The sequence below is a fragment of the Xanthomonas sontii genome (assembly GCF_040529055.1).
Lineage (GTDB): Bacteria > Pseudomonadota > Gammaproteobacteria > Xanthomonadales > Xanthomonadaceae > Xanthomonas_A > Xanthomonas_A sontii.
Genome location: NZ_CP132342.1, coordinates 3,249,925 through 3,265,038 on the forward strand (window position 1 = coordinate 3,249,925; position 15,114 = coordinate 3,265,038).

The following is a 15,114-nucleotide window of genomic DNA, read 5'->3' on the forward strand; positions in this document are numbered from 1 at the left end:
GGTCATGGCAGCGGGGATCTCGGGGAAACGGAAGGCAGGGCCGCGTCCGCGGCGGGCTCGCGGCGGTTCGGCAGCAAGGCGCTGCAGGCGTGCAGCAGCAGGCACAGCGCGACGAAGCCGGCATTGGTCCAGGTGAACGCCTGCGGCGCGAACGGCGACATCACGCAGGCGTAGGCGATGCGCAGGAACACCAGCAGGTTGAACAGCGCCACGCCGCGTCCGAGCAGGCGAACGCTCCACAGCAGCGCCGCGTACAGCGCCAGCATCGCCGCCAGCGCGGCACCGGGGCCGCCGGCCAGCAGGAACGGCAGGAACTCGGTGCCGACATTGATGTTCGGCGCATCCAACGGGATGCCGGTCCCTGCCGTGGCGATGGAACCGCTGAGCGGCACCAGTTGGTTGATCAGGAAACTGGCGTTGGCGTAGCCCTTGCTGAGCAGCGCGCCGAAGTTGTACGGGCCGGCGCCGATGTACAGCAGCAGCCACTTGATGCCCTGCGGCGCGGCCCGGTACAGCGCACCGAACGGCAGCGCCACCGAATCCAGCGAGCCCGAGCGCAGCGTGCCCAACAGCGAGAACGCGGCGGCGCCGGCGCACAGCAGCGCCAGTACCCGTTTCCACGGCAGCGGCCGTGCCGGGTCGCGGCGCAGCAACAGCAACAGGCCGACGCTGAACACTGCCGCGAACAGGCGGTTGCGGTCGATCACCAACACCGGGAACGCGAAGCCGGCCAACAGCAGCGCATTGCGCACGCTGCGCTCGCGCACGCACAGCAGGCCGATCGGCGGCAGGATCCAGCATATGTTCGACACATGCCGCACGTGCGCTTGCAGCGGGCTCAGGTCGGCGTAGGCGGAGGGGTTGTGCAGCAACGGGATCGGGAACAGCAGCAGGTCCAGCAGGCAGAACAGCCCCACCGCCGCGGCGAGGCCGAGCGCGACGAAGGCCTCGCGCGTGCCGGCGTACTCGCGCGACCGGAACGCCGCCAGCGGCGGCAGGCGGATGCCGAGCAGCGCATCCAGGCCCAGCGTCGCCAGCGCCACGGCGGCCAGCAGTGCGATGCCGGCAAGATAGCCCGGCGGCAGGTCGAAGGTGAGCAGGGTCAGCGCGCAGCTCAGCAGCAGCGGCAGGCCGAAATACGCCGACGGCAGGCGCAGCAGCCGGCTCATCCGCGCTGGGCCAGCGTCGGTTGGCCGCCCTGGCGCAGCCGCGCCAACAGCGACAGCCACGCATGCGCCAGCAGATGCCCGCCCAGCGCCAGCGGGCTGCGCCGCAGGAACGCGATCTTGGCGGCGATGTAGTGCGCCTGCGCGTGCAGCAGGGTGCGGCAGGCCGGATCGAACAAGCGTGCGCGGCGCAACGCCACCTGCCGCGACTCGGCCAGGTTGGCCAGGCGGCTGGGCAGATGCCGGGTGCGGCTGGCGTTGTGGTCGTGCACGCGGTAGGCGCAGACCGCCACATCCAGGAAGCCCAGGGCGTCGCGCGCGACCAGGCGCAGGAAGAAGTCCCAGTCCTCGATGCGCAGGCCCTCGTCCCATTCGGCGCCCGGCTGCAGCGCGCTGCGCCGGACCAGCGCCACCGCCCCGCTCACCGCCCAGTGCCGGATCACCGCGCGGCGGATGCCGGCCTCGCTCAGGTACAGGCGTTTGTCCACGCCGTGCAGGTCGCGCATGCTGCTCTGGTGCACGGTGCGGCCCTGGGTGTCGACCACGATGGCGTCGCCGATCACCGCGGCCTTGTGCGGATGCGCGCTCAGGTAGGCCACCTGTACGCCCAGCCCGCCGGGCAGCAGATAGTCGTCGCTGGCCCCCAGGCGCAGGAACTCGCCGCGCGCCATCGCCACCAGGTGGTTGAGCGTGGCGGCGATGCCGAGGTTCTCGCGCGGCCAGAAGCGCACGTGCAATCTGTCGCCGTGCTGCGCGATCCACTCGGCGATGCGCTCGGCGGTGCCGTCGCTGGACCCGTCGTCGACGATCACCAGCTCCTTGTTCGGGTACGGGTCTTCCAGCACGCTGTCCAGGCAGCGCTGCACGAAGCGCGCGTGGTTGTAGGCCGGAATCAGCACCGACACCAGCGGCAGCGTCGTCAGGGTATACATTGCGTCCATCAGCCCAGTCCTCGCAGGTAGCGGCGCACCACCAGCATGTTGAATGCCAGGTACAGCGCGTAGTTGCAGGCGAACGCGTAGACCGCGCCGATCAGGCCCATGCGCGCGGTGAACAGCACCACCAGGCCGAGGTAGCTGGCGGCGAACAGGCATTCGGAGAGCACGAACAGCCGCGTCATCGCCTTGGCCAGCATCAGGTAGGACAGCACGAAGGAGGCGATCTTGAGCACGTCGCCGAGCAGTTGCGGCGCGTACAGCGGCAATGCAGCGGCGAAATCGGCCGAGAACAGCAGCCGGGTGATCCAGTCGCGGCACAGGTACACCGCCGCTGCGGCGAGGAGCACCGCCGGCAGCACGTAGCGATAGGCACCGCGCAGTTCCTGCCACAGCGCCTGCCGCGTATGCAACGCCGCCAACTTGGGCAGGTAGTAGACGTTGATGGCGGTGGTGAAGAACAGCAGATAGGCATCGGACACGCGGCTCACCGCCTGCCAGTAACCGACCTGCTGCCAGCCGAACTGGCCGGCCAGATGATCGCGCACGCCGATGTTGACCAGCAGCGGCAGCAGCGCGGAGGCCAGGGTCATGACCGAGAAGCCGGCCAGTCGCCGCACCATCGCCGGATCGAAACGGATGCGCAGCATCTCGCGGCGGAAATACGGGCTGCGTCGCAGCGCCGGCACGCCGGCGCACAGCCAGGCCACCTGCCCCAGCACCAGGCCCAGCAGCGCCCCGGACAGGCCCATGCCGTGCGCCAGTGCGGCCACCAGCAGCACGCTCAGCACCGCGCCGCTGACCTGGACGAAGGCCAGCCGACGCACGTCCATGAAACCGTTGACCACCGCCAGGATGTAGTTGGCCAGCGCGATGCCGAGCTGCGCCACCGCCAGCACGCAGATCAGCGGCTGGTACTGCGCGTCGCCGAGCAGGCGCTCGGCGATCAGGCGGCTGCACAGCAGCGCGGCCACGCCCATCGCGATCGCGGCGGCGCAGGCGTAGCCCAGTGCGCTGCCGAGCAATCGGTTCAGCGCAGCCGTATCATCGCGGTACTCGGCCACGTACTTGACCACGCCTGCGCCGATGCCGCCGCCGGCCACCACCGCCAGCAGCGACATCAGGCTGGTGAACTGGCCGAGCCGGGCGACCCCGGCCGGGCCGGCGTACACCGCCACCAGCTTCAGCACCAGCAATGCGGACAGCAGCTTGGCCGCGGTGGCCACGCCGCTGTACACGCCGCTGCGCAGCACGTTCATGCCGCCACACCCCCGAAACGCTGGCAGGCATCGATCACCTGCGCCACTGCCGCAGCGTCCAGCGTCGGGCCGATCGGCAGGCTCAACACCTCGGCGCCCAAGCGCTCGCACAGCGGCAACTGCAGGGTGGCCAGTTCCGGATAGGCCGGCTGCCGATGCGGCGGCGTCGGATAATGCACCAGGCAGTGCACGCCCTGAGCCTGCAGATGCCGTTGCAGCGCGTCGCGTTGCGCGCAGCGCACCACGAACAGGTGCCACGCATGCGCCGCCGGGTCGGCCACCTGCGGCACGGCGATCTGCGGATGCGCGATGCCGTCGAGATAGCAATGGGCGATCGCGCGGCGCGCGGCGATATCGGCATCCAGGTGACGCAGCTTGACCCGCAACAGCGCCGCCTGCAGCTCGTCCAGGCGCGAGTTCACGCCCTGCACCAGATGCCGGTACTTGATGTCCGAGCCGTAGTTGCGCAGCACGCGGAGTTGCGCCGCAAGTTCGGCGTCGTCGGTGGTCACGGCGCCGGCGTCGCCCAACGCGCCCAGGTTCTTGCCAGGGAAGAAGCTGAAGCCGGCGGCGTGGCCGAAGCTGCCCGCATGGCGGCCGTTGCGGCGCGCGCCATGCGCCTGCGCGGCGTCCTCGAGCAGCAGCACCCCATGGCGTTCGGCGATGGCACGCAGTGCGGTCATGTCGGCCAGCTGTCCATACAGGTGCACCGCCAGGATCGCCCTGGTGCGCGGGCCGATCGCCCGCTCCACCTGCGCCGGATCCAGATTGAAGCTGGCCGCCTCCGGCTCCAGCGGTACCGGCCGCAGCCGGTTCTCGCTGATCGCCAGGAAGCTGGCGATGAAGGTGTTGCCCGGCACCAGCACCTCGTCGCCTTCGTGCAGCCGGCCCAGCGCGCGGTAGCCGCGCAGGATCAGGGTCAGCGCGTCCATGCCGTTGCCGACGCCGATGGCGTGAGCGGTGCCGCAGTAGGCGGCGAACTCGCGCTCGAACGCCTCCAGCTCCTCGCCGAGCACATACCAGCCCGAATCGATCACCCGTGCCGCTGCGGCCTTGAGCTCATCGGCATAGCGTGCATTGCTTGCCCGCAGATCCAGGAACGGCACGCTGGCCGGCGGCAGGCTCATTGCAACTCCCAACGGTAGAAATCGTGAACCACCGCGCGCGCGCCGAAGCGCTCCTTCTGCTCGACCAGGCCGGCATTGAGCACCTGGCCCTGCTGCTCGGTGGAAATGCCCAGGCTGAGGAAGTCGCGCTGCGCGTAGACCTGCTCGATCAGCTCGGCCAGCAGCAGGCTCAGCGCATCGGCGCGGCGGCCCTGCTCCGAGCAGGCCAGGTATTGGGTGTGGACGACGTGGCCGAAGTCGTACACCAGCGTGCCGGCCAGCAGGTCCACGCCGTCGCGGACTTCATACGGCACGATCTGCGCCGGGAAGCGCGCGCACAGCAGGCGCAGTTCGTCCAGGCTGTGGGTCGGACGCGCGTCGTGGCGTTGCAGGACCTCGCCCAGCAGCGCATGCAGCGGCGCCGGGTCGTCCACACGCTGCACGCGCAGCCCGGCGCGGCGCGCCTTGGCCACCGAGCGCTTGCGTGCGGCAGCGAAGCGCGGCGGCACGCGCAGCGGCACCGCCGAGGACAGGTCGCGACGGTAGAGGCGCGCATCCAACCGATGCAGCGCGTACAGATCCTCCTCCGCCGGACTGCGGTGGAACAGATGCGGCACCGCCTTGTACAGCAGTATGCGCACGCCGGCGTCGCGGTAATGCGCCGCGATGCGCTCGAACACTTCCAGCGTGGCCGTCGCGCGCAGCGCGTGGGTCGACACCAGACCGGCATAGCTGAGTCCGGCATGGCTGGTCACCACGTCGCCGTCGCGGTTGGCCGGGAACACCGCCACCGGCGTGCCGGCGTCCTCGACCAGCAAGGAGGCATCGACGAAGCGCGCCGCGTGATAGTCCATGTAGCCGCGCCGGTGCAGCAGATTGCCGTTGCGTGAGGCCTCCACCACGGCATCCCACAGCGGTGCGTCGGCCGCGGTGTAGGCCCTAACCGACAGCATCGTCATCCTCCCAGACGGTGCCAGCGGGCAGCACCGCCTCGGCCACGCCGAAGCCGTCGCGGCCCATGTCGTTGCCGTTGTAGAACAGCAACAGCCGCTCGTCGTGGCGGAGCAGCGCCGGGTAGCACAGCGTGCGCGCATCCCAGCCCTCGGCCGACAGCGGCAGGCCCAGCGCCGTGTCGCAGCGCTGCCAGTGGCGGCCGTCGTCGCTGACGGCCATGCCTGGCAGATAGGCACCATCGCGGCTGCCGTGGGTGAAACACATCAGATAGCGGCCACCGTGCCGGTACACCCGCGGGCGGCCGATACGGTATTCGTCGCCTTGCGGTTGCAGGCAGACGGTGTCCTGCCGCGGGACCGCCTGCAGGTCGTCGGTCTCCACGCAGCGGATGTGGTAGCGCGGATACGGCGTGCCGCCGAGCCATTCCCAGTCGTCGCCCACCGCGTACCAGAGCTGCCAGCGGCCAGCGCGATAGCGCGCCGAATGCACCGCGGCGATGGTGCTGCGGCCCGGCGCGCGGTCCAGCAGCGGCGTGTCCTGGCGGCGCTGGAAGGTGTCGCCGTCGTCGGTGGACACCGCCAGGCCGGTGAAGGCCAGGAACTTGGCCTTCGCCACCTGCTGGAAGCCGACGTAGAACATGTAGAGACCGTCCGGCCCCTGCACCACGTCGCCGAGGATCATGCCGTTGTCGTCGAAACAGCCGGCGCGGCCGATGTCCAGTACGGGTGCTGCGCTGACGCCCAGCACCCGGGTCGGATCGTCGGCGCGCACGTCGACGTAGCCGATGCGGCTGACCCCCGCGTCGTCACGGAAGCCGGCGTAGATGCGCAGACGCTCGGCATCCAGCCGCAGCGGCGTCGGCGTCAGCGCCGAATGCCGCATCCAGCCGCCGACGCCATCGCGTGCGGTATCGAAGACAAGACCACGTTTGTGCCAGGCGAACATGTGCCTCACAGGTCCACGTCGAAGCTGGATTTGCCGGCCACCGCCCGCGCCGGCGCACCGACGTAGACGCGTCCCGGCTCGGTGTCGCGGGTCAGCAGCGCGCCGGCGCCGATCACGTTGTCGGCGGCCACCTTGACCCGGTCGCTCAGCGTGGCGTTGACCCCGACGAAGCTGCCCGCGCCGATCTCGCAGTAGCCGGAAATCACCGCGTGCGAGGCCACGAACACGTGGTCGTGGATCACCGTGCGGTGGCCGACGTGGTTGCCGCTCCACAGGATGCAGTTGGAGCCGATGCGGGTGAACGGCTGCAGCACGTTGTGCTCGAACACGAAGCAGTGCTCGCCCAGTTCCACGTTGCGCCAGACGAAGGCGTGCGAACTGACGTAGCTGGCCATGCGGTAGCCGCGGCGCTTGGCGTCCAGGTAGAAGCGCGTGCGCAACCGGTTGAGGCCGCTGGCGGGAATCGCCACGAACACCTCCACCTGCGACGGCGGATAGCGTTGCTCGAGTTCCTCGTAGGCCACCACCGGCAGGCCGGCCAGGGTGGGCGTGGACAGGTAGTCGCGCTCCACGCTGAAGGCCAGCACGGCGTAGTCGCTGTCGTGGGTGAAGTATTCGCAGGCGATCTGCGCCAGTTCGCCGGCGCCGACGATGACCAGGGGACGTGCCATGGCTTCAGGCCTCCTGCCGGCGCAGGCCCGCGGCTTCGCGCAGGAACTCGTCGTAGTCGAAGATGTAGTCGGTGGGATCGTAGGCCTGGTCGGCGAGCACCATCAGCACGCAGTCTTCGCTGAAGTCGTAGAGATCGCGCCAGACCATGCTGCCGAGCAGCAGGCCCTGCCGCGGATCGTCCAGCACCACCTGCATCGGTCCACTGCCATCGTCGAGCAGGAACGACACCGAACCGTGCAGCGCCACCGCCAACTGGTTGAGATGGCGGTGCGCGTGCTGGCCGCGGTGCACGCCGTTGCGGGTGGCGAACAGGTAGTACACGCGGCGGATGTCGAAAGGCACGTCGCGCTGTTGTTCCAGCGCCACGAGCTGTCCGCGCGCATCGCCGTGCGTCCGCAACTGGATTCGTTCGATTGCCATCAGAGTGCCCGACCGGGCTCCACATCGGAGTGTCCAGGCTGAGTGCCGCGGGTCTGCGGAAAGGTTGCGCGAAGCCGACGCGCCGCGCGACGCAACCTTTCGCCGCAGCGCCGGCACCCATCGACGACCACCGCTGCCGCGATGCCCCGCCGGCGTCGGGCTGCGCCCCACTTCGTTGCCCCAAGGACACCGCGTACCGCCATGACCTCGCCCACGCCGGCCGCTCCGAAACCACCTGTGTCCCCCGCTGCCGCATCGGCCGCGTTGCCGCGGCCGATGGTGTGGCTGCACTGGCTCACCGTGCTGTGCCTGGTGCTGGCGGCGGGGCTGATCCTGCTGCGCGAAGAGGTCGAAGGCCGCATGTGGCGGCAGTGGCTGCTGGAAGGCCACCGCCACTTCGGTCTGTTCGTGCTCGGCCTGTTCTGCCTGCGCGTCGTGCTGCGGATGCGCCTGGGCAAGCGCCACGACCCGGAGGCAGGTTCGGCGCTGATGCGCCTGCTGGCCGGCGCCACCCACGTGGTGATGTACGCGCTGCTGCTGACCCTGCCGGTGCTGGGCTGGGCGCTGAGCCAATCGATGGGCAAACCGGTGCATCTGTTCGGCGCGACGCTGCCGGAGCTGGTCGCGCCCGATCCCGATCTCGCCGACACCCTGGGCGCCTGGCACGTGGACGCGGCCTGGCTGCTGCTCGGCCTGATCCTGCTGCACATCGGCGCGGCGCTGTGGCACCACCTCGTCCGCCGCGACGCGGTGCTGCAACGGATGCTGCCGTTCCTGCGCCGCCGCTGAGCCACGTCTCCCTTCCCCGTTTGCGTCCGTCGCCGCCCCCACCCGCCCGCCAAAGGACTTTCCGCATGCACCAGGCCCCGTCGTCCCCCTCCACCTTCTCCCGCAGCGATAGGACGCGCGGCGCCGAGCAGGCGCTGCTGTGGTCGGCGCTCGGTTCGCTGCTGCTGGTGCTGAGCCCGCGCGCGGCCGCGGTGCCGGCATTCGCGCGGCAGACCGGCTCGTCCTGCGCCGACTGCCACATCGGCGCCTACGGCCCAGCGCTGACCCCGTACGGCATGCGCTTCAAGCTCGGCGGCTACACCGACAGCGACGGCAACGGCACCAAGATCCCGGTCTCCGCCCAGCTCACCGCCACCCGCAGCGTGCCGGCGCGCGGCGAGAGCCGCACCCGCTTCAGCGAAGCCGACCTGTACCTGGCCGGACGCATCACCGACAACGTCGGCGGCTACGTCAAGGTCGCCAGGACCAACAACGGCAAGAACGACTACACCACGCGCCTGGACAACGTGGACCTGCGCGCGGTGGTCAAGAGCTTCCAGCTCGGCGGCAAGGACACCCTGCTCGGCGTCAGCGTCAACAACAATCCCGGCAGCCAGGATCCGATCGGCATGCTGCCCAACGCCTCCGGCCTGGGTCCGGCCTCGGCCTATGCCAGTTCGACCACCCTGCTCAACCAGTCGTCGCTGTCCAACCGGGTGATCGGCACCAGCGTCTACGGCCTGTACGACCGCAACTGGTACGGCGAACTCGGCACCTACACCGCCCTGCCTGTGTCGACCCAGGACGATCTCGGCTACGCCATCGGCGGCGATCCGGGCAAGCTCAGCGACACCGGCTACCTGCGCCTGAGCTACATGAAGGACCTCAAGCGGCAGTTCTTCTCCGCCGGCGTGGTCGCGCTGACCACGCGCCGGCAGCTGCCGCGCAGCACCGGCCCGCGCGACGACTTCACCGATCTCGGCTACGACCTCAACTACCAGTTCCTGGGCACCCGCGAGCACATCCTCAAGCTCGGCTACCTCAACATCTACGAGCGCCGCCGCTACGGCAGCGCACTGATCGACCCGACCAACCCGGCCCTGGCCGGCCCGCGCCGGGCCAGCGTGCGCGACCAGTCGATCAGCCTCAACTACACCTACAAGCAGAGCTACAGCCTGCTGCTGGCGCACTTCATCAACACCGGCTCGGACGATCCGTTCCGCTACCGCCCGTACGGCGCGCCGGACACCACCAGCAACCTGATCAGCGCCTCGTGGGCACCGTTCGGCAAGGACGACAGTTACTCGTCGATCTCCAACCTGCGCCTGTCCGCGACCTGGTTCCGTTTCAGCAAGTTCAACGGCAGCACGGGCAACGTGTTCGGGGCCACCCCGGTCACCCGCCCGCGCGACCTCAACCAGTTCGCGCTGAGCCTGAGCCTCGCTTTCTGATTCCCCCGCACGGAGCTTCCCCCATGAAACGCACCCATGCCCTCTCCCTGTGCACCCTGCTGGCCGGCCTGCTGCCGCTGGCCGCCGTGGTGGCGCCGTCCGCACGGGCCGCCGGCGGCATGCCCGGCGCCGGCGTGTTCGCCAGCGAATGTGCCGAATGCCACAGCGCCGCGCCGGCCAAGAACAAGAAGGGCCCGACCCTGTTCGGCGTGGCCGGGCGTCGCGCCGGCAGCGTGCCGGACTACGCCTATTCCGACGCGATGAAGCAGAGCCAGTGGACCTGGAGCGACGACAAGCTGCGCAGCTACCTCTCGCAACCGGCGTCCAAGGCGCTGCCCGGCGGCAAGATGAAGTACGACGGCCTGGACGATGCCAAGCAGTTGCAGGACCTGATCGCCTACCTGCACAGCCTGCATTGAACTCGCTGCCCGATCCGGTCATATTCGGCGCCCGACGGGCCGGCCAGCGTGCCGCGCCCGTGCCCGATTCCTGACCTGCGAGCATCGAGTCACCGTGCGTTTTTTGCCTGCCGTCCGCGGTGCCTCGTCCCGGCCACCCGCCGTCGCCCAGCGTTGCAGGACGGGCACCGCGGCCCGGCGGTCAGCGCATCCGTGCGCCGGCGCGGCGCTGGCCCTGGCGCTGGCCGCCCTGCACGCCCCGGCGGCGACGGCCGGCGACATCGGCGGCGCCGCCGGGATCAGCTCGCAACTGGTCGACCGCGGCATCGCCGTGACCCGCGCGACCCCGACCTTGCAGGGCGCGCTGTTCTGGCTGCCGGCGCCGGGCTGGTCGCTGAGCGGCTCGGCCAGCGTGGCGCTGGACGCGCCGGGCACGGTGCTGATGAGCAGCCTCGGCCTGTCGCGCAGCTGGACCGTGTCCGACAGCTGGCTACTGCAGGCCGAGGTGCTGCTGTACCGCTACCCCGGCGCGCGCGCCAACCGCCTGTTCAACCGCGACGAGGTCAGCCTGGGCTGGAGCTACCGCGACCGCCTGAGCCTGTCGCTGGCCGCCTTCCGCATGCCCGACAGCGGCCTGCAGCAGCGCTGGTACGGGGCGCTGGACCTGACCGCGCACCAGCCGCTGACCGGCCCACTGTCGCTGTCGGTGGGCGCCGGCGTCAGCCAGGCGCCGCCGACCCTGTACGGACTGGAGTACACGGCGCACTATCGCTACGGCCACGCCGGGCTGATCTGGAACGCCGGGCGCTGGAGCCTGGAGGTGGACCGTGTGTTCAGCAACGCCCGCACCGGCTATGCCGACCGCGGCCTGTGGCCGTGGGTGGCCAGCGTCTCCCGCAGCTTCTGAGGCGAGCGCAACCTTTCCGTGCCGCCCCGGCACATACCGGCGCCCGTTGCCACACCTGCCCCCATGAACGACACCGACCTGCTCGGCGATGCCACCGACCGCATGCTGCTCCGGCGCATGGCCGCCAGCGACCGCGAGGCGCTGACCCGCCTGTACCGCGCCTACCACGGGCGCCTGTGCCGGTTCCTGTCGCGGCTGACCCGGCGCCCGGACATCATCGAGGAAGCGATCAACGACTGCTTCTGGATCGTCTGGCAGAAGGCCGGCGACTTCCGCGGCGATTCGCAGGTCTCGACCTGGATCATGGGCATCGCCTACCGCTGCGGGCTCAAGGCGATCCGCCACCACAGCGACGACGCCATCGACGACGGCGTGGCCGCCGAGGAACACGCCGCGGCGGCCGACCCGGACGAGGACCGCGAGCTGCGCGACTGGCTGGGCAAGGGCCTGGAACGCCTGTCGGCCGACCAGCGCCTGGTGGTGGAACTGGTCTACGGCCTCGGCCACAAGCTGGAAGAGGTCGCCGCGATCATGCAGTGCCCGGTGGGCACCATCAAAGCCCGGTTGTTCCATGCCCGGGTCAAACTTCGCAACGTGTTGCCGGGATTGGCCGGCGATGCGTCCACGCTGACGGAGAGCGCGTGATGAAAACGGGCTTCAACGAGCCGGGCAACGAGTGCGCGCATGCCTGGGACCTGATGCCGTGGGTGCTGCAGGACAGCGCCACGGAAGCCGAAAACGAGTGGCTGGTCGCGCACCTGGCCAAATGCCGGCACTGCAGCGCCGAGTTCGCCCAGCAGAGCCGTCTGCGCATGGCCATGACCCTGCCCAGCGACGTGCCGGTGGACGCCGAGGCCGGGCTGCAGCGCCTGCTGCAGCGCCTGGACGCGCCGGTTCCGCAGGCGCCGCCGCAGCGCAGCCGCGCCAGCTGGACCACGCGGGCGCTGGTCGCCGCCGCGCTGCTGCAGGCGGTGGGCCTGGGCGTGCTGGGCATGCGCCTGTCCGCCGAGCACGAGCGCAGCACCGCCTACCGCACCCTCAGCGATGCCGCGCAGCCGCTGGCGGCCGACGCGATCCGGGTGGTGCCGGACGCGCGCATGACCCTGGCCGACTGGGACGCGCTGTTGCGCAAGCTGCAGTTGCGGGTGATCGGCGGCCCCAACGCGGCCGGCGCCTACACCGTGGTGCCGATCCAGGCCGGGTCGCCGGCGCAGCCGCAGCGCAGCGTGCAGCAGTTGCGCGCCACCGCCGGCATCCGCCTGGCGGAGCCGATCGCCGCGCCATGAAGCTGCGTCTCGCCAGCCTGCTCCTCGCCTGCCTGGGCCTGGGCGCCTGCGCCCAGGCCGCGCCGGCGGCCGTCGCCGATCCGGCGCCCGCCACGGACGCCAAGGCGCCGAGCCTGGATCCGTCGCCGGCGCTGGACAGCCAACGCCAGATCGTCCTCGCCGTGGCCAACCCAATGGCCGCGCCGAGCCGCCACGCCGGCTCCAACCTGCTCGGCTACGCCTCCGCCCGCTACTACGGCGCCGGCACCCAGGCGGTCGCCACCCTGGACGCGCTGAACAAGCGCTACGGCCTGCGCCAGGTCGCCGGCTGGCCGATCAAGGCGCTGGGGCTGTACTGCGTGGTGCTGGAGCCGGCGCCGGGCAGCGACCGCGCCGCGCTGCTGGCGCAACTGGCCAAGGACGACCGGGTGGCGCTGTCGCAGCCGCTGCAGGACTTCGGCACCTATTCGACCGACAGCCAGGCTGCGGCCGCACCGGCGCAGCCGCTGCGCTACAACGATCCCTACGTGGACATGCAGCGCGGCTTCGCCGCGACCAACGCGGCCACCGCGCAGGCGCTGAGCCAGGGCCAGGGCGTGGACGTGGCGATCGTCGACACCGGTGTGGACACCGCGCACCCGGACCTGCGCGGGCGCCTGCGCAACACCCGCGATCTGGTCGCCGCCGACCCGGGGGCGTTCAATCGCGACCACCACGGCACCGAGGTCGCCGGCATCATCGCCGCCGGCAGCAACAACCACCTGGGCATCGTCGGCATCGCGCCGAAGGCGATGCTCGACGTGTACAAGGCCTGCTGGTATCCGCAGCGCCCCGGCGCCGGCGCCGGCTGCAACTCCTTCACCCTGGCCAAGGCGCTGGCGGCGATCGGCGACACCCGCACCCGCATCATCAATCTCAGCCTCGGCGGCCCGGCCGACCCGCTGCTGCGCAAGCTGCTGGAACAGCTGCTGCGCGATGGCCGCATCGTGGTCGCGGCAATGCCGCCCAACGGCCGCCTGGACGGGTTTCCCGACGGCATTCCCGGAGTGATCGTGGTGCGCAGCAGTGCCGCCGCCCCGGCGCCGGCGGGCGTGCTCAGCGCGCCGGGCGAGGACATCCTCACCACCCAGCCCAACGGCGGCTACGACTTCACTTCCGGCTCGTCGATGGCCACTGCCCACGTCAGCGGCGTGGTCGCGCTGCTGCTGGCGCTGGCCCCGCAACTGGACGCGCGCAGCGTGCACGAGCTGCTGCTGCGCACCAGCCGCACGCGCGACGGCCTGCTGCAGGTCGACGCCGCCGCCGCGGTACAGGCGTTGCCGCGCAGCGCGCCCCTCGCCCGCTGAGGTCATCGCCATGCGTTCCTGGATCCCGCTCTGGTTGCACCGGCTCGGCGCGCCGCCGACAGCCTATCGCGTCGCCGGCGCGGTGCGCCCGTGGAGCCTGACCGCGGCCATGCTGCTCGGTGCCGTGGCCGCCTACGGCGGGCTGGTGCTGGCGCCGCCGGATTACCAGCAGCATGACGCCTACCGCATCATGTTCGTGCACGTGCCGTGCGCGTGGATGAGCCTGTTCGTCTACGCCGCGATGGGCCTGGCCGGCCTGGTCGCGCTGGTGTGGCGGGTGAAACTGGCGGAAATCGCCTGCATGGCCTCGGCGCCGATCGGCGCGGCCTTTACCTTCGTCACCCTGTGCACCGGCTCGCTGTGGGGCCGGCCGATGTGGGGCACCTGGTGGACCTGGGACGCGCGGCTGACCTCGGAACTGGTGCTGCTGTTCCTGTATCTGGGCGTGATCGGCCTGCACCGTGCCATCGACGATCCGCGCCAGGGCGCGCGCGCCGCCGCGCTGCTGGCGCTGGTCGGGCTGATCAACCTGCCGATCGTGCATTACTCGGTGGTCTGGTGGAACACCCTGCACCAGGGCTCCACGGTGCGCGTGCTGGGCCCGTCGAAGATGCCGCTGTCGATGCTGTGGCCGCTGCTGATCGGCGTGGTCGCCAGCAAGTGCTACTACGTCGCCAGCCTGTGCGGGCGCCTGCGCACCGACCTGCTGGCGCTGGAGCGCGGCAAGGCCTGGGTGCGTGCGATCGCGCTGCAGGCCGCGCCGGTGCCGGCGACGCCCGCCGATGTCGTGCCGCTGCCCGCGGAACACGCGGCATGAGCGGGTTCTGGGCGATGGGCGGCTACGCCGTCTACGTATGGAGCGCGTACGCGCTGGCCTTGCTGGTGCTGATTCTGGACAGCCTGCTGCCGCGCCGCCGCCAGCGCCGCCTGCTCGCCGACATCCGTGCGCAAGTGGCGCGCGAACAGGCACGCCGTGCCCGCGGCAACGTTGCGACCAACGGAGCGCGCAATGCATCCCACCCGTAAGCGCCGCCTGCTGCTGGTGCTGCTGTTGCTCGGCGCCGCGGCGCTGGCCACCGGCCTGTTCGTGCTGGCCCTGCAGCACAACGTCAGCTACCTGTTCACCCCCAGCCAGGTGCAGGCCGGCGCGGCCCGGGACTACCGGGTGTTTCGGCTCGGCGGCATGGTCAAGGCCGGCTCGATCACACGCAGCGCCGATGCGCTGCAGGTGCAGTTCACCGTGATCGACAAGGCCGGTGCCACCGCCGTGGCCTACACCGGCATCCTGCCCGACCTGTTCCGCGACAACCAGGCGGTGATCGCCACCGGCTCAATGCAGGGTGCGCGCTTCGTCGCCACCGAGGTGCTGGCCAAGCACGACGAGACCTACATGCCGCAGGAACTGAAGGACGCGATGGCGCAGGCGCATGCTGGGCGCGCCCACGTCGGCAACACCGCGGCGGCCGCCGCAGCGACGGCACGGCCATGAGGCCGATCGCGCCCCACCGCGCCGGGAGCGCCG

At 70.8% G+C, this 15,114-nt stretch carries 18 protein-coding genes; 10 read left to right on the forward strand and 8 right to left on the reverse strand.

The window, feature by feature from the left end:
• Nucleotides 1-2 precede the first annotated feature (2 nt).
• Genes RAB70_RS13625 through RAB70_RS13660 form a run of 8 tightly spaced genes read right to left on the reverse strand, consistent with a single transcriptional unit; the run spans nt 3 to nt 7,457 of the window.
• On the reverse strand, nt 3-1,169 hold the full coding sequence (locus tag RAB70_RS13625) for a hypothetical protein (RefSeq protein WP_148828721.1): 1,167 nt from the start codon (nt 1,167-1,169) through the stop codon (nt 3-5).
• Nucleotides 1,166-2,107 carry a glycosyltransferase gene (locus tag RAB70_RS13630; protein WP_148828720.1) on the reverse strand — a complete coding sequence of 314 codons (942 nt, stop codon included), beginning with the start codon at nt 2,105-2,107 and terminating at the stop codon, nt 1,166-1,168. Before RAB70_RS13630 ends, RAB70_RS13625 begins: the two co-directional genes overlap by 4 nt.
• Nucleotides 2,107-3,360 carry an O-antigen translocase gene (locus tag RAB70_RS13635; RefSeq protein WP_148828719.1) on the reverse strand — a complete coding sequence of 418 codons (1,254 nt, stop codon included), beginning with the start codon at nt 3,358-3,360 and terminating at the stop codon, nt 2,107-2,109. Before RAB70_RS13635 ends, RAB70_RS13630 begins: the two co-directional genes overlap by 1 nt.
• Nucleotides 3,357-4,487 carry a DegT/DnrJ/EryC1/StrS aminotransferase family protein gene (locus RAB70_RS13640; RefSeq protein WP_148828718.1) on the reverse strand — a complete coding sequence of 377 codons (1,131 nt, stop codon included), beginning with the start codon at nt 4,485-4,487 and terminating at the stop codon, nt 3,357-3,359. Before RAB70_RS13640 ends, RAB70_RS13635 begins: the two co-directional genes overlap by 4 nt.
• Complete coding sequence (locus tag RAB70_RS13645) at nt 4,484-5,419, reverse strand: GNAT family N-acetyltransferase (RefSeq protein ID WP_148828717.1); 936 nt, start codon at nt 5,417-5,419, stop codon at nt 4,484-4,486. Before RAB70_RS13645 ends, RAB70_RS13640 begins: the two co-directional genes overlap by 4 nt.
• Nucleotides 5,406-6,365, reverse strand: coding sequence for a hypothetical protein (locus tag RAB70_RS13650; RefSeq protein WP_148828716.1), 960 nt, complete (start codon nt 6,363-6,365; stop codon nt 5,406-5,408). Before RAB70_RS13650 ends, RAB70_RS13645 begins: the two co-directional genes overlap by 14 nt.
• Nucleotides 6,366-6,370: 5 nt before the next feature.
• Entirely contained in the window at nt 6,371-7,036 is a 666-nt protein-coding gene (locus tag RAB70_RS13655) for an acetyltransferase (protein ID WP_148828715.1), read from the reverse strand.
• Nucleotides 7,037-7,040: 4 nt separating this feature from the next.
• Nucleotides 7,041-7,457, reverse strand: a complete 417-nt coding sequence (locus tag RAB70_RS13660; RefSeq protein WP_017909879.1) for an FdtA/QdtA family cupin domain-containing protein — start codon at nt 7,455-7,457, stop codon at nt 7,041-7,043.
• A gap of 276 nt (nt 7,458-7,733) precedes the next feature.
• On the opposite strand from RAB70_RS13660, the gene RAB70_RS13665 reads away from it, so the two are divergent.
• The 10 genes from RAB70_RS13665 (at nt 7,734) to ccmE (ending at nt 15,081) form a co-directional block, all read left to right on the forward strand.
• Nucleotides 7,734-8,246 (forward strand): cytochrome b, encoded by a 513-nt coding sequence (locus RAB70_RS13665; RefSeq protein ID WP_043092009.1) that lies wholly within the window; start codon nt 7,734-7,736, stop codon nt 8,244-8,246.
• Nucleotides 8,247-8,311: 65 nt separating this feature from the next.
• On the forward strand, nt 8,312-9,676 hold the full coding sequence (locus tag RAB70_RS13670) for a cytochrome C (RefSeq protein WP_148828714.1): 1,365 nt from the start codon (nt 8,312-8,314) through the stop codon (nt 9,674-9,676).
• A 23-nt stretch (nt 9,677-9,699) separates the two neighbouring features.
• Complete coding sequence (locus RAB70_RS13675; protein WP_017913783.1) at nt 9,700-10,095, forward strand: cytochrome c family protein; 396 nt, start codon at nt 9,700-9,702, stop codon at nt 10,093-10,095.
• A 94-nt stretch (nt 10,096-10,189) separates the two neighbouring features.
• Complete coding sequence (locus RAB70_RS13680; RefSeq protein WP_249042268.1) at nt 10,190-10,981, forward strand: hypothetical protein; 792 nt, start codon at nt 10,190-10,192, stop codon at nt 10,979-10,981.
• A 63-nt stretch (nt 10,982-11,044) separates the two neighbouring features.
• Nucleotides 11,045-11,626: an RNA polymerase sigma factor gene (locus tag RAB70_RS13685; RefSeq protein ID WP_148828713.1), complete on the forward strand. Its 582-nt coding sequence runs from the start codon at nt 11,045-11,047 to the stop codon at nt 11,624-11,626.
• On the forward strand, nt 11,626-12,267 hold the full coding sequence (locus RAB70_RS13690; protein ID WP_148828712.1) for a zf-HC2 domain-containing protein: 642 nt from the start codon (nt 11,626-11,628) through the stop codon (nt 12,265-12,267). The genes RAB70_RS13685 and RAB70_RS13690 overlap by 1 nt, the downstream gene beginning before the upstream one ends.
• On the forward strand, nt 12,264-13,592 hold the full coding sequence (locus RAB70_RS13695) for a S8 family serine peptidase (protein ID WP_148828711.1): 1,329 nt from the start codon (nt 12,264-12,266) through the stop codon (nt 13,590-13,592). The genes RAB70_RS13690 and RAB70_RS13695 overlap by 4 nt, the downstream gene beginning before the upstream one ends.
• Nucleotides 13,593-13,602: 10 nt before the next feature.
• A complete protein-coding gene (locus RAB70_RS13700; RefSeq protein WP_148828710.1) occupies nt 13,603-14,409 on the forward strand; it encodes a heme ABC transporter permease in 807 nt (268 codons plus the stop codon).
• A complete protein-coding gene (ccmD, locus tag RAB70_RS13705; RefSeq protein WP_148828709.1) occupies nt 14,406-14,618 on the forward strand; it encodes a heme exporter protein CcmD in 213 nt (70 codons plus the stop codon). Before RAB70_RS13700 ends, ccmD begins: the two co-directional genes overlap by 4 nt.
• Nucleotides 14,602-15,081 (forward strand): cytochrome c maturation protein CcmE, encoded by a 480-nt coding sequence (ccmE, locus tag RAB70_RS13710; RefSeq protein ID WP_148828708.1) that lies wholly within the window; start codon nt 14,602-14,604, stop codon nt 15,079-15,081. The genes ccmD and ccmE overlap by 17 nt, the downstream gene beginning before the upstream one ends.
• Nucleotides 15,082-15,114: the final 33 nt, after the last annotated feature.

Excerpts from the sequence above, each read along its gene's own strand:
- RAB70_RS13640 (WP_148828718.1), bottom strand. The coding sequence starts at position 4,487 with ATGAGCCTGCCGCCGGCCAGCGTGCCGTTCCTGGATCTGCGGGCAAGC.
- RAB70_RS13695 (WP_148828711.1), top strand. The coding sequence starts at position 12,264 with ATGAAGCTGCGTCTCGCCAGCCTGCTCCTCGCCTGCCTGGGCCTGGGC.
- ccmE (WP_148828708.1), top strand. The coding sequence starts at position 14,602 with ATGCATCCCACCCGTAAGCGCCGCCTGCTGCTGGTGCTGCTGTTGCTC.
- RAB70_RS13700 (WP_148828710.1), top strand. The coding sequence starts at position 13,603 with ATGCGTTCCTGGATCCCGCTCTGGTTGCACCGGCTCGGCGCGCCGCCG.
- RAB70_RS13635 (WP_148828719.1), bottom strand. The coding sequence starts at position 3,360 with ATGAACGTGCTGCGCAGCGGCGTGTACAGCGGCGTGGCCACCGCGGCC.
- RAB70_RS13630 (WP_148828720.1), bottom strand. The coding sequence starts at position 2,107 with ATGGACGCAATGTATACCCTGACGACGCTGCCGCTGGTGTCGGTGCTG.
- RAB70_RS13690 (WP_148828712.1), top strand. The coding sequence starts at position 11,626 with ATGAAAACGGGCTTCAACGAGCCGGGCAACGAGTGCGCGCATGCCTGG.
- RAB70_RS13645 (WP_148828717.1), bottom strand. The coding sequence starts at position 5,419 with ATGCTGTCGGTTAGGGCCTACACCGCGGCCGACGCACCGCTGTGGGAT.
- RAB70_RS13670 (WP_148828714.1), top strand. The coding sequence starts at position 8,312 with ATGCACCAGGCCCCGTCGTCCCCCTCCACCTTCTCCCGCAGCGATAGG.
- RAB70_RS13660 (WP_017909879.1), bottom strand. The coding sequence starts at position 7,457 with ATGGCAATCGAACGAATCCAGTTGCGGACGCACGGCGATGCGCGCGGA.
- RAB70_RS13655 (WP_148828715.1), bottom strand. The coding sequence starts at position 7,036 with ATGGCACGTCCCCTGGTCATCGTCGGCGCCGGCGAACTGGCGCAGATC.
- RAB70_RS13665 (WP_043092009.1), top strand. The coding sequence starts at position 7,734 with ATGGTGTGGCTGCACTGGCTCACCGTGCTGTGCCTGGTGCTGGCGGCG.
- RAB70_RS13675 (WP_017913783.1), top strand. The coding sequence starts at position 9,700 with ATGAAACGCACCCATGCCCTCTCCCTGTGCACCCTGCTGGCCGGCCTG.
- RAB70_RS13685 (WP_148828713.1), top strand. The coding sequence starts at position 11,045 with ATGAACGACACCGACCTGCTCGGCGATGCCACCGACCGCATGCTGCTC.
- RAB70_RS13625 (WP_148828721.1), bottom strand. The coding sequence starts at position 1,169 with ATGAGCCGGCTGCTGCGCCTGCCGTCGGCGTATTTCGGCCTGCCGCTG.
- ccmD (WP_148828709.1), top strand. The coding sequence starts at position 14,406 with ATGAGCGGGTTCTGGGCGATGGGCGGCTACGCCGTCTACGTATGGAGC.
- RAB70_RS13650 (WP_148828716.1), bottom strand. The coding sequence starts at position 6,365 with ATGTTCGCCTGGCACAAACGTGGTCTTGTCTTCGATACCGCACGCGAT.